The 23890-nt window shown below is 61.6% G+C and carries 18 protein-coding genes; 4 read left to right on the top strand and 14 right to left on the bottom strand.

The annotated features are described in order from the left end of the window. Positions 1-28: 28 nt before the first annotated feature. Positions 29-724 carry a serine O-acetyltransferase EpsC gene (gene epsC, locus KC8_RS03115; RefSeq protein WP_010125070.1) on the top strand — a complete coding sequence of 232 codons (696 nt, stop codon included), beginning with the start codon at positions 29-31 and terminating at the stop codon, positions 722-724. Then, positions 724-1065: a DUF2794 domain-containing protein gene (locus KC8_RS03110; RefSeq protein WP_010125072.1), complete on the top strand. Its 342-nt coding sequence runs from the start codon at positions 724-726 to the stop codon at positions 1063-1065. The genes epsC and KC8_RS03110 overlap by 1 nt, the downstream gene beginning before the upstream one ends. 34 nt (positions 1066-1099) lie before the next feature. Here KC8_RS03110 and KC8_RS03105 read toward each other — a convergent pair whose 3' ends face one another. From KC8_RS03105 to gph, 10 genes are all read right to left on the bottom strand, one after another. Continuing rightward, a complete protein-coding gene (locus KC8_RS03105) occupies positions 1100-1999 on the bottom strand; it encodes an SDR family NAD(P)-dependent oxidoreductase (RefSeq protein WP_010125073.1) in 900 nt (299 codons plus the stop codon). 93 nt (positions 2000-2092) lie between these two features. Next, a complete protein-coding gene (locus tag KC8_RS03100) occupies positions 2093-2530 on the bottom strand; it encodes a nuclear transport factor 2 family protein (RefSeq protein WP_010125075.1) in 438 nt (145 codons plus the stop codon). A gap of 99 nt (positions 2531-2629) precedes the next feature. Further along, positions 2630-3328, bottom strand: a complete 699-nt coding sequence (gene phoB / locus KC8_RS03095) for a phosphate regulon transcriptional regulator PhoB (RefSeq protein WP_010125076.1) — start codon at positions 3326-3328, stop codon at positions 2630-2632. 5 nt (positions 3329-3333) lie between these two features. Then, positions 3334-4038 (bottom strand): phosphate signaling complex protein PhoU, encoded by a 705-nt coding sequence (phoU, locus tag KC8_RS03090; RefSeq protein WP_010125077.1) that lies wholly within the window; start codon positions 4036-4038, stop codon positions 3334-3336. Positions 4039-4051: 13 nt separating this feature from the next. Next, a complete protein-coding gene (gene pstB / locus KC8_RS03085) occupies positions 4052-4798 on the bottom strand; it encodes a phosphate ABC transporter ATP-binding protein PstB (protein WP_050805386.1) in 747 nt (248 codons plus the stop codon). Between the two features lie 65 nt (positions 4799-4863). Beyond that, positions 4864-6141 carry a phosphate ABC transporter permease PstA gene (gene pstA, locus KC8_RS03080; protein ID WP_010125079.1) on the bottom strand — a complete coding sequence of 426 codons (1278 nt, stop codon included), beginning with the start codon at positions 6139-6141 and terminating at the stop codon, positions 4864-4866. Next, positions 6134-7519 (bottom strand): phosphate ABC transporter permease subunit PstC, encoded by a 1386-nt coding sequence (gene pstC / locus KC8_RS03075; protein WP_010125080.1) that lies wholly within the window; start codon positions 7517-7519, stop codon positions 6134-6136. The genes pstA and pstC overlap by 8 nt, the downstream gene beginning before the upstream one ends. A gap of 63 nt (positions 7520-7582) precedes the next feature. After that, on the bottom strand, positions 7583-8641 hold the full coding sequence (locus KC8_RS03070; protein ID WP_010125081.1) for a substrate-binding domain-containing protein: 1059 nt from the start codon (positions 8639-8641) through the stop codon (positions 7583-7585). A gap of 23 nt (positions 8642-8664) precedes the next feature. Continuing rightward, positions 8665-9960, bottom strand: a complete 1296-nt coding sequence (locus KC8_RS03065; RefSeq protein ID WP_010125082.1) for an ATP-binding protein — start codon at positions 9958-9960, stop codon at positions 8665-8667. A gap of 49 nt (positions 9961-10009) precedes the next feature. Then, complete coding sequence (gene gph / locus KC8_RS03060; protein ID WP_010125083.1) at positions 10010-10678, bottom strand: phosphoglycolate phosphatase; 669 nt, start codon at positions 10676-10678, stop codon at positions 10010-10012. A gap of 77 nt (positions 10679-10755) precedes the next feature. Between gph and glmU the strand changes: the two genes are divergently transcribed. Then, entirely contained in the window at positions 10756-12105 is a 1350-nt protein-coding gene (gene glmU / locus KC8_RS03055) for a bifunctional UDP-N-acetylglucosamine diphosphorylase/glucosamine-1-phosphate N-acetyltransferase GlmU (RefSeq protein WP_192807693.1), read from the top strand. Positions 12106-12142: 37 nt separating this feature from the next. Continuing rightward, on the top strand, positions 12143-13966 hold the full coding sequence (gene glmS, locus KC8_RS03050; RefSeq protein ID WP_010125085.1) for a glutamine--fructose-6-phosphate transaminase (isomerizing): 1824 nt from the start codon (positions 12143-12145) through the stop codon (positions 13964-13966). A 160-nt stretch (positions 13967-14126) separates the two neighbouring features. Here glmS and KC8_RS03045 read toward each other — a convergent pair whose 3' ends face one another. Genes KC8_RS03045 through KC8_RS03030 form a run of 4 tightly spaced genes read right to left on the bottom strand, consistent with a single transcriptional unit; the run spans position 14127 to position 23742 of the window. After that, positions 14127-18275 (bottom strand): LVIVD repeat-containing protein, encoded by a 4149-nt coding sequence (locus KC8_RS03045; RefSeq protein ID WP_010125086.1) that lies wholly within the window; start codon positions 18273-18275, stop codon positions 14127-14129. 56 nt (positions 18276-18331) lie between these two features. Continuing rightward, a complete protein-coding gene (locus KC8_RS03040) occupies positions 18332-20320 on the bottom strand; it encodes a hypothetical protein (RefSeq protein WP_010125088.1) in 1989 nt (662 codons plus the stop codon). Between the two features lie 6 nt (positions 20321-20326). Next, positions 20327-22333: a heme-binding protein gene (locus KC8_RS03035; RefSeq protein ID WP_029624471.1), complete on the bottom strand. Its 2007-nt coding sequence runs from the start codon at positions 22331-22333 to the stop codon at positions 20327-20329. After that, positions 22333-23742, bottom strand: coding sequence for a multiheme c-type cytochrome (locus tag KC8_RS03030; protein WP_010125091.1), 1410 nt, complete (start codon positions 23740-23742; stop codon positions 22333-22335). The genes KC8_RS03035 and KC8_RS03030 overlap by 1 nt, the downstream gene beginning before the upstream one ends. Positions 23743-23890: the final 148 nt, after the last annotated feature.

Below are 23890 nucleotides of genomic sequence, written 5' to 3'. Positions count from 1 at the left end.
ATTATAAAGAACCGACCGGGGATATGTGATGTTCGACGCGCTCGTCGATTATCTGGAATCGATCAAGGCGCGCGATCCCGCGCCACGGTCGCGCTGGGAAATCTTGCTCTATCCCGGCGTGTGGGCGGTGGGTTTCCACCGCATTTCGCACTGGCTGTTCAAGGGCGAACTATATTTCCTTGCCCGCGCGGTGAACCATATTTCGCGCTTTTTAACGGCGATCGATATCCATCCCGGCGCGCAGATCGGCCGTAATTTCTTCATCGATCATGGTTTCACGGTGATCGGTGAAACGGCGATCATCGGCGATAATGTCACCATGTATCAGTGCGTCACCCTGGGTGGCACCAACCCCGCCAACGGTGTTCCCGGCAAGCGCCACCCCACCATCGAAGATGACGCGATCATCGGTTCGGGGGCGCAGGTGCTCGGCCCGATCATCGTCGGTCGCCGTTCGCGGATCGGCGCAAATGCCGTCGTTACCAAGGACGTGCCTGAAGGCGCGTCGATGGTGGGCATCCCCGCCCGGCCCACGCTGATCGAAGCGGCCGATTACCAGAAAAGTTTCCTGCCTTACGGCACGCCGTGTTCGGAACGGTTCGATCCGGCTACCCAGCAGCTTGAGTTGCTGAAATGCGAAGTCGAATCACTGCGCGCGAAACTGGCCGAACTGATCGACCAGCGAGCCAGTAAAACCGATGAAACGGAGCGAGACTGCGCCTGATGAGCATCGTCACGCCGTTCCCCGGTGTAACGAAGCCGTTGCAGGTGGGGTTCGATCGGCTTGAACTGATGCGCATCCTCGATCTGTATGGCCGCATGGTTGCAGCTGGCCATTGGCGGGATTATGCGATCGATCTCGGGCGTGACGCTGCATCTTTTGCCGCGTTTCGTCGTGCCGCGGAACATCCGGAATATCGGATCGAAAAGCGCCCCGCGTTGCGCCAGCGGCAGGGCATGTGGGCGCTCATCGGCGAAGGCGGGATGGTGCTAAAACGTGGGCATGAACTCGTCCCGCTGCTGGCCCCGATCGAGCGCCGGCTGCTCAAGCTGGTCGGCGAATGAAAGGGGGCGGACTGGCTGGTCCGCCCGCTTGTCCTCAACCTTTTTGCAGTATTGATGCGATCAGCATCGATTGTTCGAGGCCGTTTTGCGGCACGATTTCGCTGGTGCGATCGATGATCCTGTCCCATGCAGCGGCGACGCCTTCGGGGGTCTGCTGGTCGGCCGCCAGCGCCACGCCTTGCGTCAGCGTGATATAAGCCGCCTGAACCACGCCACCTCCGGCGCTGACGATCATGTTCGACGGCGCATCTTCCGACACCAGATACAGCGCTGCGGGCGCAATCTTTTCAGGTGCGAATACCGACAGGAAATCGGCCGGCAGGACGTCTTCGGTCATCCGGGTCGCGGCTACCGGCGCGATCGTGTTGACGCGGACATTATATTTCGCGCCTTCCAGATGCAGCGTTTTGGTAAGCCCTGCTAGGCCCAGCTTGGCCGCGCCGTAATTGGCCTGTCCGAAATTGCCATATAGTCCGGTGGACGATGCCGTCATCAGGATGCGGCCGTAATTCTGCGCCCGCATCGTCTCCCACACGGCCTTCGTGACGTTGGCTGAACCGTTGAGATGGACCTCCACCACAAGACGGAACTCATCCATCGTCATCTTGGCAAAGCTCTTGTCGCGCAGGATGCCGGCATTGTTGATCAGGATATGGACGCCGCCCCAGGCTTCGTTGGTCTTGGCGACCATTTCTTCCATCTGCGCGGTATCGGTGACGCTGCCACCATTGGCCATCGCCGTGCCGCCAGCGGTCAGGATTTCCTCGACCACCTTCTGCGCGGCATCTGACGCACCCGTCCCATCGCGCGCACCGCCGAGATCGTTGACCACCACTTTCGCGCCGCGTCTGGCCAGTTCCAGGGCATAACCCCGGCCAATACCGCCGCCTGCACCCGTGACGATCGCCACGCGTCCTTCGAAACCGATGGTCATCTCGCTCTCCTATGCTTTTGCTTTACGCGAACGTCAGCTAAACCAAGGTTGACGTGAAGGGAAGGGGGCATGGCGGGGCGCCGACGCGACGGCTCAGCCCTGATAAGCCTCGTCAATATTCGGCACGAACAGGTCCATGCCTTCTGGCTGCTTTACCGAATTTTCGTCCCAGAAGGCGCGAAGATGGCACAATTTGCCTTCGGAATTGAACTGGGCATGTTCGATGATCGACAGGTCCAGCCCGGCATTCTGCGATGGGACGCGGACCTGCATGGTGAAGCGCAATATGCCCTGATCGCCGCAGGCACGGATTTCTTCCAGCACCGGCGTGATCTGGCGGTTGGGATCGCTACGCGCGAAATCCCAGAAGCGGGCGATGTTGGCGTGGCCGGAAAAAGGCGGGGTGCCGACCGGATCTTCCAGCACGCCATCTTCGGCGAAGGTGTCGAGCAGCAGTTCCTTGTCGCCGGTCGTCCAGGCCCGGATATAATCTTCTAGGCCCTTGCGAACCTGTTCGGGGGTAGCCTGCATTGCCTTTGCTCCTCATGCTTTTGCCGGGTGGCTAGCATGAGGAGGACGGCAAAGTCGATTGGGTGGATATCAATCGTAACCAGCGGTTACGTGAACCGTCTACAGCGTGCCTTCCATGTCGAGCGCATAGCCTGCTGAGCGCACCGTACGGATGATATCCGGCCGGCCACCATCGTTGATCGCCTTGCGTAGCCGGCGGATATGGACGTCCACCGTGCGCGGTTCGATATCGCTGTCGCGGCCCCACACCGAATCCAGCAGCCGTTCGCGCGAAAAGACGCGGCCCGGATGTTCCAGAAAATGCTTGAGCAGGCGGAATTCGGTGGGACCGAGCGGAACGGAGGCGCCGTCGCGGCGTACCTTGTGGCTCACCGTGTCCATCTCGATATCCGAATAGCTCAGCCGTTCGCCGGCCAGCGCTGGCCGCACGCGACGCAGCACCGCGCCGACGCGGGCGACCAGTTCGCGCGGGCTGAACGGCTTGGTGACATAATCGTCGGCGCCGGTTTCCAGCCCGCGCACGCGATCCTCCTCCTCGCCGCGGGCCGTGAGCATGATGATCGGCACGTTGGCGGTATCGGGCAGGCGGCGCAGACGGCGGCACACTTCAAGGCCGGACAGCCCTTCGATCATCCAGTCGAGCAGGACGAGATCGGGCGGGCTTTCCTTCGCGAGGAGGAGCGCTTCCTCGCCGTCGGGAGTATGCTCGACCTCGAACTCCTCGCGCTCGAAATGCCAGACCAGCAGTTCGGCCAGCGCGGGATCATCTTCGACGAGCAGCAGTCGGGCGCGGGCCATTGGCCTTATTCCTCCCCGGTGGCGAGCGGATCTTCGCCCTTTGCCCGCTCGGCCATCTGGTGGCCGGTGGCCGCATAATAGACCATTTCGGCAACGTTGGTCGCATGGTCGCCGATGCGTTCGAGGTTCTTGGCGATGAACAGCAGGTGTGTCGATGCGGTGATGGTGTGTGGATTTTCCATCATGTGCGTCAGCAGCGCGCGGAAGATGCTGTTGTAGAAATCATCGACCGTGCGGTCGCTTTCGGCGACACGCACCGCGCCTTCGGCATCGCGGCGGGCGTAAGCGTCGAGCACGGCGCGAACCATGTCCGAAACCGATCGCGCCATCGCCGGCAGGATCGAAATCGGCTCGATCCCCTTGGTGTCGCTCAGCACGGGAACGCGCTTGGCGATATTCTTGGCATAATCGCCCATCCGCTCGATGACGCCGGCGATCTTCATCGCGGCCAGCACCTCGCGCAGATCATCCGCCATCGGCGCGCGCAGCGCGATCAGGCGGATCGCCTGTCGTTCGATTTCCACTTCCAGCGCGTCGATGCGCTGATCTTCTTCGACGATGCGTGCGGCGGCATCCAGATCACGGCGCACCAGCGCCTGGATCGCGTCTGCCAGTGCCGCTTCCGCCCGCCCGCCCATTTCGGCGACAAGCGCGCGCAGCTGGCCCAGATCCTCGTCGAAAGCTTTTACGGTATGCCCGGTGGTGGCCATGTGCCTGCTCTCCTCAGCCGTAACGGCCGGTGATGTAATCCTTGGTCCGCGTCTGGCGGGGATTGGTGAAGATCTCCGACGTGTCGCCATATTCGACGAGCGTGCCGAGGTGGAAAAATGCGGTGCGCTGGCTGACGCGCGCGGCCTGCTGCATGTTGTGCGTGACGATGACGATCGCATAACGGCCGCGCAGTTCGTGGATCAGTTCCTCGATCTTGGCGGTCGCGATGGGGTCGAGTGCTGAGCACGGTTCGTCCATCAGGATCACTTCCGGGTCGACCGCGATGGCACGGGCGATACACAGCCGCTGTTGCTGGCCGCCCGACAGCGCGGTGCCGCTATCGGTCAGGCGATCCTTCACCTCTTCCCACAGGCCGGCGCGTTTCAGCGACTTTTCGACGATCACGTCCATGTCCGGCTTGGATGATGCCAGGCCGTGGATGCGCGGCCCGTAGGCCACGTTTTCGTAGATCGATTTGGGGAAGGGGTTGGGCTTTTGAAACACCATGCCCACGCGGGCGCGAAGCTGCACCACATCCATCGACGGCGCGTAGATATTCTCGCCGTCCAGCGTGATTTCGCCTTCGACGCGTGCCGAAGAAACGGTGTCGTTCATCCGGTTCAGCGTGCGCAGGAAGGTGGATTTGCCGCAGCCTGACGGGCCGATGAAGGCCGTCACATTTTCCTGCGTCACGTCGATCGAAACATCCTTGATGGCCTGTTTCTGGCCATAAAAGACGTTCACGTTGCGCGCCGTCATCTTCAGCGTTTCGCCGATCGCCGCCGACTGATGCGCGGCGATCTCGTTCAGGGTCTGATCGTTCATTACCAGCGTCTTTCAAACCGGTTGCGGAGGTAGATTGCGAGGCCGTTCATCGCGAGCAGGAACACCAGCAGGACGATGATGGCGGCACTGGTCTTTTCAACGAAGCCACGGCTGACTTCGTCCGACCAGAGGAAGATCTGCACCGGCAGCACGGTGGCCGGATCGGTGATCCCGCCCGGCGGCGAAGCCAGGAAGGCGCGCATCCCGATCATCAGCAGCGGGGCCGTTTCGCCTAGCGCACGGGCCATGCCGATGATCGTGCCGGTCAGGATGCCGGGCAAGGCGAGCGGCAGGACATGGTGAAACACCACCTGCACCCGGCTTGCACCGATCCCCAGCGCCGCATCGCGGATCGACGGCGGCACCGCCTTGATCGCGTTGCGGCCGGCGATGACGATGACCGGCATCGTCATCAGCGCCAGGGTCAACCCGCCGACCAAGGGGGCGGAACGTGGCAGGTGCATGAAATTCAGGAACACCGCCAGGCCGAGCAGGCCGAAGATGATCGAAGGCACGGCTGCCAGATTGTTGATCGAAACCTCGATCAGGTCGGTCCAGCGGTTCCGCGGGGCATATTCCTCAAGATAGAGGGCCGAAAGCACGCCGATCGGGAAGGCGATCAGGATCGTGACGAACATCGTCACCAGCGATCCTTTCAACGCGCCCCAGATGCCGACCAGCGTCGGATCAGTGGAATCCGCCTTGGTGAGGAAGGTGAGGTTGATCCCCGTCTTCACCGCGCCGGCATCCTGCAGCTTCTTGTAAGCAGCCTCGGCCTCGGGCGCAGCATCGCCCTTCGCGGCCAGATCGATCGTGGTCGCCGCCGGCACCCAGATTTCAGCCTTGCCTTCGATGATCGCAGGATTTTCGGCGATCGCATCGCGCACGCTGAGCCAGGCCCCATCGGAGAGCATGCGCGCCCCGCCCTCACCGAAAGCGGCATCGGCGGCCTGGGCTACCACACCTTCGATATCGGCGCTGGCCAGCGCCGCTTGTGCGCCCGCGCCATGAAGTGCGGCGGCATCGATCATCAGCGACGACTTGGGAAAGTCGACGGCCAAACGAATTTCGGTCTGAGTGAAGCCGCGTGCGCCATTGCCGACCATGGTGATCAGCAGGAAGGCGAGGAAGGCGGCGGACAGCAGGACCGAAAACAGCCCGAGCAGTCTGAAACGGCGTTCGGAGGCGTAGCGGCGGCGGATGCGGTTCTGCATCGCGGCGCCCTTCCAGTCGGTGGGCACGCGGGCCGGGCCGACGGCGGGGATGGCGCTATTCATATGCTTCCCGATATTTCTTCACCACGCGCAGCGCGACGATGTTGAGGAGCAGGGTGACGATGAACAGGACAAGGCCAAGCGCGAAGGCTGCAAGCGTCTTCGGGCTGTCAAATTCCTGATCACCGGTCAGCAACTGGACGATCTGGGTCGTCACCGTTGTCACGCTGGCGAACGGATTGGCGGTCATGTTGGCAGCCAGGCCGGCGGCCATCACCACGATCATGGTTTCACCGATCGCGCGGCTGACAGCCAGCAGAACGCCGCCGACAACGCCCGGCAGGGCGGCGGGCACCAGCACCTTGCGGATGGTTTCGGATGTGGTGGCCCCCATCGCCAGGCTGCCGTCGCGCATCGATTGCGGCACGGCGGCGATCGAGTCATCGGCCATCGACGAAACGAACGGGATGATCATGATGCCCATGACAAGGCCGGCGGCGAGCGCGGATTCCGAAGACGCGCCGGGAATGCCAGTCATCGCGGCGAAATCGCGGATCGCCGGAGCCACCGTCAGCGCGGCGAAATAACCATAGACGACGGTGGGAACGCCGGCGAGGACTTCCAGGATCGGCTTCATCCATTTGCGCACCTGTGGGGCGGCATATTGGGTGAGGTAGATCGCGCTCATCAGGCCCAGCGGGATCGCCACCACCATCGCGATGATCGCGCCGATGAAGATCGTACCCCAGAACAAGGGGATCGCGCCGAACGCGCCGGACGAGCCGACCTGATCGGCGCGCATCGCGGTTTGCGGGCTCCACGTCGTGCCGAACAGAAACTCGACCGGAGAGACCTTTGAAAAGAAGCGGATCGTTTCGAACAGCAGCGAGGAAACGATGCCGATCGTCGTCAGGATCGCGATCAGCGATGCGACCAGCAGGGTGATCATCACCACCCGTTCGACGCGGGTCCGCGCGCGAAAATCCGGGGCGAGGCGGGTGAAGGCGTAAAGGCCGCCAGCGAACACCAGGATCACGGCCAGCGCGCTGCCGGCCATGCCATATCGGGATTGCGCCGCCTGATAGGCCGGCAGCAATTCCTGTGCCTGCGGATAGAAGCCACCGTCCACCTTGCCGCTGGCGAGGCCGCGCAGTTCGGACAGAATGGCTGAGCGTTCCATGCCGTCTTCGGGCAAAGTGGCGGCAACAGGGCTTTCAAGCGCGGTGCTCATCACGAGTCCCGGCGTCACATTGCCCCAGATGGTGAGGAAAATCAGCGCAGGTACGATCGCCCACAAGGCGACATACCAGCCATGATGATTGGGCCGGCTATGCGGCCTTATGCCCCCGACAGGCTGGAAACCGGCGGCCTTCGCGCGCGCGGAGAACCACGCGACGAGGCCCAGGCCCAGTATCAGGAACAGGATGGCGAGGATCGACAAGGCTTAGCCTTCCGTTTGATCGGGCAAGGCTGCCCCAGCGTCGGCCGGGGCAGCCTTGTCACTTTATTTGACGGTCGCAGGGTCCATCGGCGTCAGCTTGGTCGCGATGTCGAGATTCTTCGCACGGATATCGTCCGGTGCGGAGATCAGGCCACGGCGCTTCAGATAGCCGTCGGGGTTCCACGCGCTGGCATATTCGCCCACGAACTCCTTCAGGCCGGGAATGGCCTTCAGATGCGCGCTTTTGACATAGATGTAGAGCGGGCGGGCACCGGGATAGGTGTAGCTGGCGATCGTGTCATAGGTCGGCTCGACGCCCTGCAGCTTGACGCCGCGAACCTTGTCGAGATTTTCCTCAAGGAAGCTGTAACCGAAAATGCCGATGGCATCGGGGTTGGCGACCAGCTTCTGCACGATCAGATTGTCATTTTCGCCGGATTCCACATAGGCGCCGTCTTCACGGACCTTGGTGCACACTTCCTTGTGCTTGTCCTTGTCGCTGCTCTTCAGCGTCTTCATCTCGGGGTTTGCGTCGCAACCCTTTTCAAGGATCAGTTCGGCGAAAGCGTCGCGCGTGCCACTGGTTGGCGGCGGGCCGAACACCTTGATCGCGGTCGCCGGCAGCGCCGGGTTCACGTCTTTCCAGGTTTTGGCGGTGTTGGGCTTGCCGTAGGGGTTGGCGGCGAGGGCCTTGTAGACGTCTTCTTCGGTCAACCCCATGTTCGCGCCGGCCTTGCTTTCGCCCAGCGCGATCCCGTCGATGCCGATCTGAAGTTCGACCATCTCGGTCACACCGTTTTTGGTGCAACCGTCGAGTTCGGATTTCTTGATCTGGCGTGACGCGTTCACGATGTCCGGGAATTTCGCGCCCACGCCGGCGCAGAACTGCTTGATGCCGGCGCCCGTGCCGGTCGATTCGACGATCGGCGCCTTGAAGCTGCCGAACTTGCGCGGGAACTGCTCGGCCACTGCGGTGGTGAACGGATAGACGGTGGACGATCCCACCACGCGGATCTGATCGCGCGCGCCGCCATCGGCTGCATCGCTGCTTTTGCCGCCCTGATCCTGGCATCCGGCCAGCGCAAAGGCTGCGATACCGATCAGATAGTGAAACTTGGCCAAATCGTCCTCCCTCGAGTCCGGCGCTACACCGGGTCGGTGCCCGCGCTAATCGCGTTTGAGGTGTCCTCTGTGACACTTGCATGACGGTTTGATGACAGTGCCGCCGGAAGCTGTGCCGCGGGCAGGAAAATGGTGACGACCGTGCCCGTGCCGACTTCGCTTTTTATCTCCAGACGGCCGCGATGTCGCTCCACAATATGCTTGACGATGGCAAGGCCCAGGCCCGTGCCGCCGATCGCACGGCTGCGGCCGGGATCGACGCGGTAAAAGCGCTCGGTGAGGCGGGCGATATGCTGTGGCGGAATGCCTTCGCCTTCATCGCGCACCGCCAGGCGCACCATATTGCCCGGCGCGGGCTTTACGGAAACGCGGACCGGCGATCCCGGCCGGCCATATTTCAAGGCATTGCCGATGACATTGTGGAGCAGTTGCGACAGTTGCGCGGCATCGCCTGCAACCGGCGGAACGTTGGGCGCGATGTCGACGAGGATGCGCTCCTTGTCGGCGACGATGCCGCTGTGGAGCGCGTCTCGTACCTCGGCGATCAGGGGCGCAAGCGACTGGGGTGTTTGCGGCAGGCTGTATTTTTCCGCCTCGATCCGCGACAGCGACATCAGATCGGCTACCAGCCGCTGCATCCTTTTCGCTTCCCCGGACATGATCTTGAGGAAACGGGTGCGCGTGGCGGGGTCTTCGGCGGCTTTGCCGTCTTCCAGCGTTTCGATGAAGCCGATCAGGGTGGCGAGCGGCGTGCGCAGTTCGTGGCTGGCATTGGCGACGAAATCGACGCGCATCCGTTCCGCCGCGTAGGTGCCGGTGCGATCGGACAGGCGAACCAACAGGCCACGCCCCCAGATCGGATGTACCACCAGTTCCCAGCGGCGCTCGCGATCGCCAATGCCGACCAGTTCTATCGGGTTGGCGTCCGCTGTGTCACCGGCCGCCCCGCGCAGGGTCAGCCGGTCGGTTGCGGCCGGGTGACGGATCGCCAGCCGGACATCCTCGCCCAGAATATGATCGCCCAATACGGCGCGCGCGGCCTGATTCGCGATGACGACGATCTGGCCCGACACCAGCAGCATCGGATCGTCGATCGCCTCCAGCACTTCGGCCAGGCTGGGTTGTGGCTGCTCTTCGGTAACGGGCGGCGATGCCGGTTCAGTCTCGGTCGATCTCCACGCGAGCCAGGCCCCGAGCGCCGCGATCGCAGCGGTAAGCGTGGCTGGTTCGCCACTGGCGCCCAGCATCCACGAAAGGCCGAACCCGGCGCCGGCGGCCACGGAAGAAAGCAGGATACGGATCGATGTAGGCACAGGCATGATCGCACATTAGGCCGCGATTGTTACAGGCGCCATCCGATGCGCTGTTTCAACCGGCCAATCGTTCAAGTGCCGGAATAAGCTGGTCATAATGGTCGATCAGCGCGTCGGCGCCCAATTGCTCGGCGGGCCTGTCGGAAAATCCGAAGGTGACGGCGACGCACGGGATGCCGGCGGCGCGCGCGGTATCCGTATCGGTGATCGAATCGCCGACGAAAGCGGCCCGCCCGCCACCTGCGCGTGTGATCGCCTCGAACAGCGGGGCTGGATCGGGTTTACGCACCGCTAGCGTGTCGCCACCGACCAGCGAGACGAAACGATCCCGCCAGCCCAGCGCGCCGATCAGTTCATGGCCGAGGCTTTCGAGCTTGTTGGTGCAAACCGCCAGCTTCACGCCGCGCGCGGCAAGCGTGTCGAGCGCGGCTTCCAGCCCTTCGAACGGATATGAATGATCCGCGATATGGGCATGATAATGATCGAGAAAGATCGGATATCCGCGCTCGATCAGCGCCTCATTGACGTCGCCTGTCGCCGATAACCCTTTTTGCAGCAGCGCGCGGGCGCCGTGGCCGACCATGTGGCGCACGTCGGCCGCCGCAATCGGTGGCCGGCCGAGTTCTCCCAGTGCGTGGTTGAGCGCGGCGGTCAGGTCCGGCGCGGTGTCGGCAAGCGTGCCATCGAGATCGAAAGCGACGACAGAGAAAGGAAAATCATTCATCCGTCTCCTCTCGCCTGCGGCTTATGGCTTTGGCAAGCACCCTGTGGCAGGGAACGTGCATGTCCGATGCCATCAATCTGCCTTCCCGTCCGTTTGCCGCGATCGTTCTGGCCGCCGGCAAGGGGACGCGGATGAAGTCCGATCTCCATAAGGTTCTCCACCCGATTGCCGGGCGGCCGATGCTCAGTCATTTGCTCGCGACGGTCGATACGCTGGGGCCGGCCACCAGCCTGGTCGTTGTCGGGTCAGGGCGCGAACAGGTTGAAAAGCATGTGCAACCGCACACGCAGGTCGTCGTGCAGGAACCTCAACTCGGAACCGCACACGCCGTGCAGCAGGCCCAAACGGCGCTTGGCGGTTTCGAAGGCGATGTGCTGGTGCTTTATGGCGACGTCCCGCTCGTTACCGCCGAAACCATGGCGCGGATGCTCGAACGGTTAAACGCATTGGATGCACCTGCGGCCGTCGTGCTCGGTTTTCGTCCGGCTGATCCGCTGGCTTATGGCCGGATCATCGCCGTCGAAGGCGTCGTCACCAAAATGGTCGAATATAAGGACGCAACACCGCAGGAACGCGCGGTAACGCTCTGCAATTCCGGGCTGATGGCGGCAAAGGCGAAGGATCTGTGGGCATTGCTGGCGCGGGTTGGCAATGACAATGCGGCCGGCGAATATTATCTGCCTGATGTCGTGATGCTGGCGGGGGCCGATGGCCGTCATTCCGCTGTGATCGAGGTGGACGCGTGGGAAGTGGCCGGGGTTAACAGCCGCGCCGAACTCGCCAGCGTCGAGGCTGAATGGCAGCGCCGTCGTCGGGCACAGGTCATGGCCGACGGCGCGACATTGATTGCCCCTGAAACCGTATGGTTCAGCCATGATACGAAGATTGGCCGCGATGTCGTGATCGAACCGCAGATATTTTTCGGCCCGGGGGCGATTGTGGGCGATCGGGTGACGATCCGTGGCTTTTCCCACATAGAAGGGGCAACGATCAGCGATGGTGCGGAAATCGGCCCTTATGCCCGGCTTCGTCCGGGGGCCGAAGTGGGCGAGGGGGCCAAGGTTGGCAATTTCGTCGAGATGAAGAAAGCACGGCTCGGCAAGGGCGCGAAAGCCAATCATCTCAGTTATCTGGGCGATGCCGATATCGGCGAAGGCGCCAATATCGGGGCGGGCACCATCACTTGCAATTATGACGGCTATTTCAAATATCCTACGCGGATCGGCGCGGGGGCTTTCATCGGATCGAACAGCGCACTGGTCGCCCCGGTCAGCATCGGGACGGGTGCGATCGTCGGTGCCGGGTCGGTGGTGACGCGTGATGTTCCTGCCGATGCGCTCGGCGTGGCGCGCGGCGTGCAGGATGTGAAGCCCGGCTGGGCGGCGCGCTTTCGCGCGGTTATGGCGGCGAAGAAGAAATCGGCCTGATACAGCGGCGCGATTCCATAAGGACGGATGATCAAGCATGTGCGGCATTATCGGCATCATCGGGCGTGAAGATGTGGCGGATCGGCTGTTGGCCGGGCTGCGGCGGCTGGAATATCGCGGTTATGATTCGTCGGGCATTGCGACGATCCATGATGGCGTGCTCGATCGGCGTCGTGCCGAAGGCAAGCTGGATAATCTGGCGAAAAAGCTGGCGGGCAATCCGCTGGCGGGGGCGATCGGCATTGCCCACACGCGCTGGGCCACGCATGGCGCACCGACCGAGGATAATGCCCACCCCCATGTCGTTGGTGACGTGACGCTGGTGCACAACGGCATCATCGAAAACTTCAAGCCGCTGCGCGATGAATTGCTCGCCGAAGGGCGTGTCTTCGCCAGCCAGACCGATACCGAAGTCGTCGGCCATCTGGTTGCCCGCGAACTGGAATCAGGCGCCAGCCCGCAAGATGCGGTGAAGGCGGTCTTGCCGCGGTTGCACGGTGCCTTCGCGCTCGCATTCCTGTTTCGCAAGCATCCCGATTTGCTGATCGGTGCGCGGTTGGGCGCTCCGTTGGTCGTCGGTTTTGGCGATGGCGAAACCTATCTTGGGTCCGACGCGCTGGCGCTCGCCCCGTTGACGCAGAAGATCGCTTATCTCGAAGAAGGCGACTGGGCGGTGCTGACCCGCGATGCGGTCACGATCCATGATTGCGACAATCGGATCGTCGATCGCCCGGCCACGCTGTCGGGGCTGACCGGGGCGCTGATCGACAAGGGCAATCACCGCCATTTCATGCAGAAGGAAATTTTCGAACAGCCGGTGGTGGTTGCCCAGACGCTCGGCTCCTACCTGCGTCCGCTGGTTGGGGAAGTCGCGCTGCCGATCCCTGAGTTCGATTTCGCTGAAATCCGCCGGGTGACGATCGTTGCCTGTGGAACGAGCTTTTATGCCGGCATGGTCGCCAAATATTGGTTCGAACAGTTCGCCCGTGTCCCGGTCGATCTCGATGTCGCGTCCGAGTTTCGTTATCGCGAACCGGTGCTCGAAGATGGCGGGTTGGCGCTGTTCATCAGCCAATCGGGGGAGACCGCCGATACGCTGGCGGCGCTGCGCCATGCCCGTGCCGGCGGACAGAAAATCGCCGTCGTCGTGAACGTGCCGACCAGTTCCATGGCGCGCGAGGCGGATCTGCTGCTGCCCACGCACGCCGGTCCCGAAATCGGCGTTGCATCGACAAAGGCCTTCACATGCCAGTTGGCTGTGCTGGCGGCGCTTGCGGCCAATTTTGCGCGGGCCAAGGGCCGCATGAACCGGGATGAAGAGCAGGCGATCGTTCGCCATTTGGCCGAAGGGCCGGCGGCGATGAACGCCGCGCTGGCGCATGATGCCGAAATTGAGGCGCTGGCCCCGCTGATCGCGAAGGCCCGCGACGTGCTTTATCTGGGGCGCGGGCCGGATTATCCGATGGCGCTGGAAGGCGCGCTCAAGCTGAAGGAAATCAGCTATATTCACGCCGAAGGCTATGCTGCGGGCGAAATGAAGCATGGACCGATCGCCCTGATCGACGAACATGTGCCGGTGATCGTGATCGCCCCGTCTGGTCCGTTGTTCGACAAGACGGTGTCGAACATGCAGGAAGTGCAGGCGCGTGGCGGCAAGGTGGTGCTGATCTCCGATGCCGCCGGGATCGCGGCGGCGGGAGAGGGCACGGTTGCGACGATCGAAATGCCGCAGGTTCATCCGCTGATTGCGCCGCTGGTCTATGCCGTGCCGGTCCAGTTGCTGGCCTACCATGTCGCGGTGGCCAAGGGCACGGATGTGGATCAGCCACGTAACCTAGCAAAATCAGTCACGGTGGAGTGATGTGACAGGGCTGCTTTGCCGCCCTGTCACCGTGTTCGCACAACTATGTCTGCATAGCCCCGTTGCCGCCGCCATCTCGATGAAAGTCGGGGTGGCCTGATCGCAGGCGCCGTTTGCGTGTCATCATCGTCTTTACCGGCGATGGCCCGCGCGAACGGGCCTATCGCGCCGCCCGGCGCAGCGGTACCCAATCATCAAATGATGGTGTGTCGATGACCTTGTAGGGGAAACCGCGCCGGTTAAGGAACAGCCGCTCCATTTCCGGGCGGGTGAACGGGCGCGAACCCAGACGACCGAACACCGCAATCTGGCCGCCGCTTTCATCAACGCCGCGATCCCGGTCCAGTCCCTTCGACAGCGACAGCGCCGGCGAGTTGGTTTTCGTCCAGGCAATCAGTTCCGGCTTGGGCGCGGGCGAAAAGCCGTAGAAATTCGGCTGGCTCGCGGGTGATGTCAGTTGCAGCACCTTCATCCCGTTCCGGCCATCGGCGACATATGCGAACAGCGACGCATTGGTCGTGCCGACGATCACGTCCTCGGCATCGTCGATCGGATGGGCGGTGCCCGCAAACTGCACCTTTTGATAGATGGCGGGTCGTTCCGGGTTCTTGATGTCGAGGATGACAAGCCCGTCCTGCTTGGCCGCGACATACGCGTAGGTCCGCGCCAGATAGAGCCGCTGTGGATTGGCGATTGGCACCGTGGCTTCAGGGATCGCGCGGGGGGCTGCCAGGTTGGTCACGTCGAACAGCAACACGCCATCCGCGCTTGTCACCCACAAATAACGGAACTGCAGGGCGGACGCCCGCGCATCGCGCACTGGCAGCACTGCCTCAAGTTTGGGGCGCAGTGGATCGTCGATGTTGACGACTACCAGGCCGGAATCCGCTGTAATATAAGCATAATGTCCGCCAATCGTGATGTGTCGCGCGCCTTTCAGTACGCCATTTTCGTTCCACACCGCATCACGCTTGAAGTGGTTGTTCAGTGGATCCCCGTCAGCAAGTGTATCAACATTGATCACAACCAGACCCTCCACCGCATCGGTGACGAAGGCATAATGGTAGATCGGATGGAACGGCCGTTCCTGGTTCAGCTGGCGCAGGCTCTCCGTATTCCGCGTCGGCGCGATCGCCTGCATCGTCGGCAGCGCCATGCATGTTGCGTTCGGTGTCCGGATCTTCAGATCCTGGCCCAGCGGCGATACCGGCGCGGTGATGATCCGTTCCGAAAACCCCTTGTTCGCGATCGACGCCACGTCATAGGCTTCGAACCCGCCCTTGCCCTGTGCCACGAACATATATTCGCCGCGCAGTTGCAGGCAGCGAACGCCATCGGACGTGCCCTGATGCGTATTGGCGAATTCCTCTACCGCATGCGTTTCGCCCGACAATTTCTTGCCGAATGTCTTGCCGCGCCGCCATTCGATGAGTTCGCGGCCATGGTCCTGATGCGCCTTCCAGTAATCGGGATAGGCATATTTGTGGAGGTAGGAACCAATCACCGCCTGCGGCTCATCCCACTCGGTGACACGGATGGCCTGAAAACCCCGCTCAAGGCCGGTCCAGGCATTCATCCCGACGAAGTTTACGAAATTCGTGCCGAGCAGCAACGTTTGCGTCATGATCGCATTGTTGTCATTCGCCGCCGACAAATGACAATCGGTGCATGTCTTCGTTTCGGTCTTGCGAACCGTGTGCGGGAAATGCGGAGCGAACGCCTGCGATGAGAAACCTATCGCCGAGATGGGCGGTTGCTGGATGTAGATCCGTTCGCGGTTGATGTTGGTCGAAGACAGCACCAGCGCCGATGTCGACCGGATAGGTGCGATCTGATTGCCCTTGGTGGTCTGGTGGCGGCCGAGCTGGAACATTTCGTCGCGCGCCACCTGGGGGTTGTAGGTCGCGAAGTTGCGGGTTTCGATGCCATCATATTTGTGACTGGTGGTTTTCCAGTTTGCTTCAATGGGCAGATGGCAACCACCGCAAGATGTTGTCCATGACAGATGGCAGGTGAAACACGCCATGTCCGGATCCTTGTGCGCACGATCCTCCACCGCGACACCGGGGCCGAAGGCATATTGCCCGGTTTCGGCGCCCGATTTCGCCATCAGCTTGGCGCGGGCGGCCTTCAGGTTGAAATGCGCATTACCTTCCGTCACCGCGTCCTTGACGAGGCTGACTTCCCATTCCAGCTTCGGATCGACGATGGAGCGCTGGATCAGCACCCGTTCGCCAGCCTTGTCCACCCATTCAAAGCGCCGCTTGCCATCGGCGTTGCGCAGCAGCGACAGGTTGTTACCGCCCGGTCGTGCAGCGGGGCCGGAAGTGAGCAAGGTCGGATACGCATCGGGCGTGCCATGACAATCCTTGCATCCGATTTCGATCGCGTTGGCGACTTCGCCATAGATCAGGCCGTTGCCATGGCTGTCCTGGGCAAAGTGGCAATCGGCGCATTGCAGGCCTTTTTCGGCATGAATATCCATCATATGGATCGCCTTGCCGGGCTGTTCGCCAACGTCGGCAAAAAGCTTCTTCGCTTTCAGGTCAAGATCGGGGTCAGCCGGATCGACCGGGGTGCCATGTTCATCAATGAACTGGCCCGCTGCATTCTTGCGATACAGCCGGAACTTTTCAGGATCATCCGCCTTTACAATCTGCCCTTGCGCGTCGAGCAAATTGCCTTCGCGGTCGCGCTTGAAGATCGCCCGGAAGTTCCAGCCGTGCCCATGATAATCGGCAAACTGAGTATCCTTGGCCCGCAGGTTGATATTGTCATAGACATTGCGGAGGAAGTCCACATCGGCCCACAGGCCGCGCGGGGATGCGCCCTCCGGATTACGATCAAGCACCGCATGCACTTCGGCTGCGGTCGGATATTTCTGCTTCTTATAGTAATCGGCAGGCTTGCCGGGCGGCGGGGGCAGGGGGTTATCCGGGTTCGGCCACATCAGCGGCGCATCGGATTCATAATCCCACATCGTGTAACCGAGATAGGAATTCAGGAAGATATTGGGCTGGTGCATGTGGCAGTTCATGCACTGTGCCGTCGGGATCGCGCGCGTGAAGGCGTGCTGGATCGGGTGGCCCTTTTCCTTGGCCCCGGTTCCTACCGGATGCGCGACATTGCCCGCTTCGCTGTCCTTGGGCGTTTTCTGGTGGGTTGTGTCTCCGTGGGAGGATCCACCATGATCGCTGGTGGTGTCGTGGCTGGATTCCATCTTGTTGGCGATCGTCGGATCGACCGTCGCGGTCTGTCCGTCGCGGCCATATTTCGCCCAGGTCAGGCTGTGACGGGGTTCACGGTCATTGGCGTAGACGACATGACAGCCCGCGCAGCCCGAATTGCGGTAATCGCCGGGTTGGTCGTTCGTGCCCATGAACCACATGAACGGGTCGTTGAGGCGGGTCTTGTGGACATTGAGGACGGGGATCGCGACACGCAAGCCCGTGCCCGGACCACGGTTCGATTGTCGCAGATCCGGTCTGCCGGGTTCTTCCAGTCGTTGAATGGTGCCACCAATATTCGGCAAGCCGATTTCTGGAAACTGCGTGCCGATATTGCGGCCGCCGCGTTCGAACACGCGAAAGACGTCGCCGGGTGGGATGACATGCCAGGTCGGCAAGGGATACATCGTGGCGAGTGCGCCGCGCTTGGCCTCGGCCTCGGTTACGGTGCCCGGCGGCGTCCCTGGTGATTTGATCTGCGCAGGCAGGCCGTTGCGGGTATATGCCTCGCCGAACATGTAGTTTTTGTACGGGACGATGCCGTTATTATAGGCGGCGCCACCCCACAGCATTGCGCCGGTTGACATGAGGGACCGTTCGGCCGCTTCGATGATCTCAATATGGCAAGCGCCGCAGGCCTCGCGCGCGACGCGGTAATCGGACGGGTTGACGAAGCGCACATATTCAGGCGCCTCGCGGTTGAGCAAGGTATAACTGCGCTTGGGATTGGCCGACGACGGCCAGTGCCAGGCCTGCGGATAACGCGGCAGGACATGTGCCTTGTCGCGTGCGGCAACATAGGCTGGCGCATCGTGTTTTAGGCTGGCATCGCCCATCACCGTGGCATCGCCGCCATGGCAGTCCACACAGCCGAGCACGACTGCAGGTGACGTGTGCATCGTCTTCTGATCACTGGCGGTATGACAAGACACGCAACCTGCGCTTTTTTCGTCTGCTTCCGGCCAGCCCTGGCTTTGTGGAGCTGGTGGCGTGAAGGTGTATTTGATGTTGCGCGGTTTCTCGCCTTTGGCCGCGATTCCCTGGCTCGCGCCGAAAATGCCGACCGTGGCAGTCAGCGCCATTAGACCCAGCGCCACATGGTTCGCGGCTCGCCTCAGAATGTTCGCCCCGATACGCATCAGAAGGTCAGAATCCCGTTGAACAGAACCGAGTAATAGCGGTTGTCGCCCTTATTATTGCTGAAAAGATCGGAAAATCCTTTTCCCGGGTCGAGAATGGCGGCGGACAATCGGAAAACGGCGTTCTGGACCGCGGAAGGGCGCCATATCGTTGATATCGAATAGTCCCAGCCAATCTCCTTGGGAATACTGCCTTCGATACGCAGCGCTCGCAGCGTCGCAGTGTTTTCGAACCAGAGATGGTTGATGTTCGTCGACACTCGAAATTTCGGAGTCAGATCGAAATCGCCGCCAACGCCCAGCAGCATCGTGCCAGGATTGTTGAAGTTCGACTGACCTTCTTCCTTGGAGGAGCGTAGCGAATTGAGAATACCGTTGCGGCCGTTGATGCCCACCGCGCGTCCACCCCCGGCGAAGGGAACGGACTGGCGGATCCAGTAGCTGGTGTCGGCACCGGCAAAGAGCGGGTTTTCAAAGATTGCGTCGAAGCCGGTCTCGCGATTGTCGTAGGGATTGCCATCGCCTGACGCATAAAGGCCCGACAGGCGAAAGCGCATCCAATTATAATCGTAACTGAGTTCGGCGGCACCGAACAAAGCGCGGATTTTAGCTGGTTTGTCAGTGAAGAAGCTGTTTCGATCCTCGCCCAGTGCGCCATAGATCGATCCGGTGATGTTCAGACGGCCGATACGGCCGTCCACTGCATAACCGAGGTAGCTGACGTCATATTCACGCGGACGCAACGTGCCTAGCAGGGCGGGCCGCACAGGAAAGCCGTTATCATCGAGGTGGATTTCGCCGTCGCCTTCGCGATTCATGTTCAGCGTGACGCTGACCTGGCTTGTGATGCCGGGCAGCGGGAAATCCTGGCGAAACAGATTGGCATAGAAAATAAAGTCGTCGCGTGGGGTTTGGACCACGCTGTTGAGACCGGAATTGGTATCCTTTTCCAGCCGCCAGATTGCACCGACATTATACTGGACACGGTTGTTGTCGCGGTTGCCGAAGAACCTGATGCCTAGCTGGTTATCCTGAAACAGGAATCCACGAAAATCCATGTTGAACGGTTGTATGCCGACACGGACGGAATCGAAATCGAACCGATCGGACACATTGCGGAAGTGATAGTCGAGAAACAGTTCCTGCACGCCGAGGAACGCGTCGCGACGATGGCTTTTCTTGGACGGCTTTACCGACAGGATGCGTCGTTCGCCGACATCAACATAGCTGATATTATAGGCGAGAATTGCCCGATATTCTACGTCGGGTGGCTTGTACGCTGTCGATCCCTTGAGCAGGGAGGCGCCGAAGATGAAGGTTTGCGACGCAACGATACTTTCGCTGCGTCCGAACACATCGTTGTCGTTGGGCTGGCCATTGAGCTGTCGGTTGATCGGCTGCGGAAAGGATCGCGGCTCGATGACGGTATCCGACACGCCATTGACGATGAAAAACCAGTCATCCCCCTTGATCGGCAGCCACCCCGGTTTTGACTTAAGGTCGATCGGGCGATCGCCTTTCAGAAAATTCTGGTGATAGGGATCGAAGATCGATCGGCAGGTCGTCGCGACACCGGGGAAATTCTTGTCGGGGCAAAGTGCCTGCACAAGCCGCCAGCGATCGGGGATCGGAAACTGATCAACGGGGAAGGCTTCTGGTGGCGGCGGACGAACCGCGCCGTCATTTTGCTGAACGATCGGTTCGGGCAGTCCCTTTTGGGTTCCGGGACGGCGGCGACCATCGATCAGGGCGTCCTCCGCATCAACGCCCGTCTGGATGTCGGGCATTGCCTGCGCCTGTGGAGTAAGGGCCGGCGTGTCGGCTGGAGCGTCTGGCACGTCGACCATCGCCTGCGTCAATTCGAGTACCGGTTCTGCCTGATGTGTTTCGGTGGCACCATTGTCCAAGAGGGGCGCTGGTGGCGACGTGGTGGACGTAACGCCAGCCAAGGCCACGGCGAAATGCGCGAGAGGGGTGGAGATCAGCATCGCTGCCTATTTCCCTTCGCAGACATTCTGTTGCTGTGATCCGAGGAACGGTGCGAACGGACATTGCACGTAAGGCAGGAAGCCACCTCTTGTCGCCGGGAAAGCAATCTGGCTGGCGCGTGCCGCAGGAAGCGGGTGGCCAATACCGCCGATGCGAAGCCCGGCATTGTGGAGGCCAAGGAAGGAGATCATGTCATCCTGATCAATCCCGTCGCCCGATATGCCGATCGCGCCAATCAGCACATTGCCACGGTAGATGGGGACGCCGCCGGGGAATATCTGGATACCGTTCTGCAAACGATTCTGCGATGGGCCATGATCAGGCAGAAAAGTGCAGCGTTGGCGCGTGTCGGTGGTTGATGCACCGGTCACGAACTGAACATGCTGGGCGAGGTTGGTGAAGATCAGCGCAGTTTGCAGACCGGTTGAAAAAGGGCTGAAATTACCGATCGGCTGGGAGAAGGGGCCATTCGGCTTGCCGACTTCGCCATCCGGAAAATAAGGTCGCGTCAGCAGGCCAAACCAGCGATCCGATACCGCGACCTTGCCAGTAAGCGCTGATGGATCGTTCAGGAACGTCCGCGCCGCGCTGACATAGCCGCGGGCGTCGGTGACGTTAGGCGCCACCGCTGGCGAGATCGGTCCTGGTTCGGCGAGAAGGTCGGAGCCGGCCTGCGCGTTGGAGAAAAAGGCTGCAGTACGAGCCTTCTGCACCGCGACATCGGAACCGAATATGGGGGCGTCGGGCGAACGAACGATGCCGAGAATCACCCCTCGCGTATCGACGACCGACAGGGAAACCTGCGCGCGGCTATCGTCTGGTTTGCGGATTTGGGCGCGCGCCTTGCCCATGATCAGAAAGGCTTCTTCCAGCACTGCGCGGACTTCGGTGGCGGTTAACGGTTGCGCCACATCGCCCGCGTCGGTCGCGGCCCGGATTGGATAGCGCGTGCCTCCCGAACCATCGCTGAAGACGAAGGCGTCGGCGTTGTTGAATTCAGCGGTTGTCGCCTTACGAATACCGGACGCTTCCGAGCCATAGGCTCGTCCGGCGACGATGGTAGCCGCGCTATATCCTGTCACGGCGATCAGTGAGCCGATCGCTGGCACGTTGAGCGCGGCGAATGTCCGGGGAGTGCCGCTGAACCGCAGGTCTTGAGGAAGCGCGTCCGAAAATTTGAGGAGCGTGCCGTCAACGCTGATCCGCGTGTAGCGTCCACTGATCAACGGGCCGGGAACCGCAAAGCCAGCACTGGCGGCCAGGGCGATCAACTCGTCAGGATCGCTGTCAATGTCCTGATAGTCGGGATCATAGCTGTAAAGGCTGTCCGACATGACGCCGATACCGCCAACCAGCACGCCGCTTTTATAGAGCGGGATGCCACCCGGGTCGGCTGCCAGCCCGAGGGGAGATCGCTTAGGCCCGATGAAGGCGTTGCCGCTCGCCGTGCCGGTGAAGCGTGATGAGAAATCGGAACATGGCAACTGACTGAACTGCACACCGAACAATGGGCCACTTTCCAGCCCAATCGTACCGGGTGAAACCGGGAAATGTTCCTGCACGATATCGCTGGCCGTGCGGGTTGAAAACGCATTGCCGCCAGAAGACAGATAGGCGCCGGTCACGGCCTTGGCGATGGCACCGGCGGCAATGGCGTTGGGGAACAGCCGACCCTCGATATCCGTCTGCGCTACCGTTCGTCCGCCGGGCGGTGATTTGATCAGCAAGTCGGTTGGCGCGCCAGCCATGGTGTAGACGGCCAGAACATTGCCAACCCGATCGACGATGGCGATCGTCGCAGGCTTGCCGCGCGCAGCGGCTTCTTCGATTGCCTGAGCGAGAATTTTCTCAACGTCGGATGTGCTGAGCGCCTCCTGGGCCGGCACGCTATATAGCGATGTCGGCGTAGGAGTGGGCGGGGTAGGGGTGCTGGAATCACTTCCCCCGCCGCCACAGGATGCCAGTAGCAGCGAAGCACCGCATAATGTTGTTGTTACTCGGGTACGCAGCATCAGCGGAGAGCCCTTATCGCGCTGGCCGCGCGGCCCAGCGCGGCACGAAATTCGAGGGGACGAAAGCTGTTCGGATCACGCACAGCGCCATAGGCAGCATTGATATCACCGCGAATGGAAGCGGCAGAACCGGCGCCGACCTGGCCGGAATTAACCAGCGCGTTCAGCAAGGTGTCCGTCGCCATCACCGCCTGCACACTGCCTTCATAGTCGGTAAGACGGGCAAGGATGGCGTTGGATGTGACCGCGTCGACAATCGCAAATGTCTGTGCCCGGGTAAATTCGGTTGACGCGAAGCTGGTAGCCAGCGCCTCTGCTGTCGTCCGCAGGCGCGCCGCCGCGCGGATCGCCGAGGCGCGATCCGCAGCAAGTGCTGCGTGGAACGCCTTGCTGTCGGCATCCAGCCTGCCGGCCAGGGCGGGTGCTGTAGCGCGCGCTGCGGCCCCGAGCATGATCATGTTCTCGTCGTTGAACGCGGGCATGCCTGACGGGATCGGCCGCCCCGGATTGGCGACCGCAGTCGCCCTAAAGCCGGCATCATCCGAGATACGACGATGGCAGGTGTGGCAGTCGAAGAAATAGAATTCCGGGAATATCCCGTCCTGTCCGATCCGGGTATTCGAATAGAGCGAAAGCGCACGATCGAGCGCTGCCGCCTGCCCAACGGCCCACATACGGACGTTGCTGATCCTGCCCTTGCGGCGCAGATAATCGGCATCTTCGTCATGATGCTGCTGGAGCGTTGAGAACAGATCCAGTTCGAACGACACGCGTGGGTGGCCGGCCGCCATGATCCGGTGATTGACGAACTGGCCGGGGCGGTCGCTGCCGAAATGGCAGTCGAGGCATTTGTCGGCGCGGGCGCGGGGGTTCGTGAGCGGATAGAGGCCTGCGGCGACATTGCCTTGGTGGGTCGCGCCGACGGCATAATGGCTGGCTATCCAGTTCTGGGCGCCGCCGTGACAGGATTCGCAGCCGACACCATCGGAAACCTGGAAGCGTGGCCCCGTCTGGCCCGCTGCAACCGGATCGGTATGACAGCCGAGGCACATGGGCGCCGTGGTGGCCGATCCCAGCCCAAGCCTTTGCGCGATGGCCTGACTGCGTGGTTCGGCGAGAACGCGAAAGGCACGGCTGTGCGCACCAGATGGGGAGGATTCTTCCTGCCAGCGCATCAGTTCGTCCTGGCGGACGACGGCCCCGTCATTTTCGCTGCGGCCATGGCATGTGGATCCGGAACAGGTTGCCACGCCCAGATGGATGCCCCCGCTGCTGCGCGATGCGGTGGCGGCGAGAGCAGGGCTGCCGCTGGCAAGCCCACCTGAACCAGACACGACGAGGCCCAGCGCCAGGAAGGCGATTGCCGCGCAACAAAGTGCGCTGATCAGCCAAGCAGATTTGCTCGCCAACGTTCCCCCTGACATGGCGCTCCCTTGCCGGCATGTGGCCGGATCGTTGTTTTACCCCTTGTGAAGCGACCCTTTTATATGCCGCTTTTATGTTCGCTAATCGCCCTAGAGGCAAGACGGCTTAGTAAGCAATACAGGAAATATAACG

The sequence above is a fragment of the Sphingomonas sp. KC8 genome, from assembly GCF_002151445.1.
Lineage (GTDB): Bacteria > Pseudomonadota > Alphaproteobacteria > Sphingomonadales > Sphingomonadaceae > Sphingomonas_E.
This window is presented reverse-complemented; position numbering and strand designations above follow the sequence as displayed.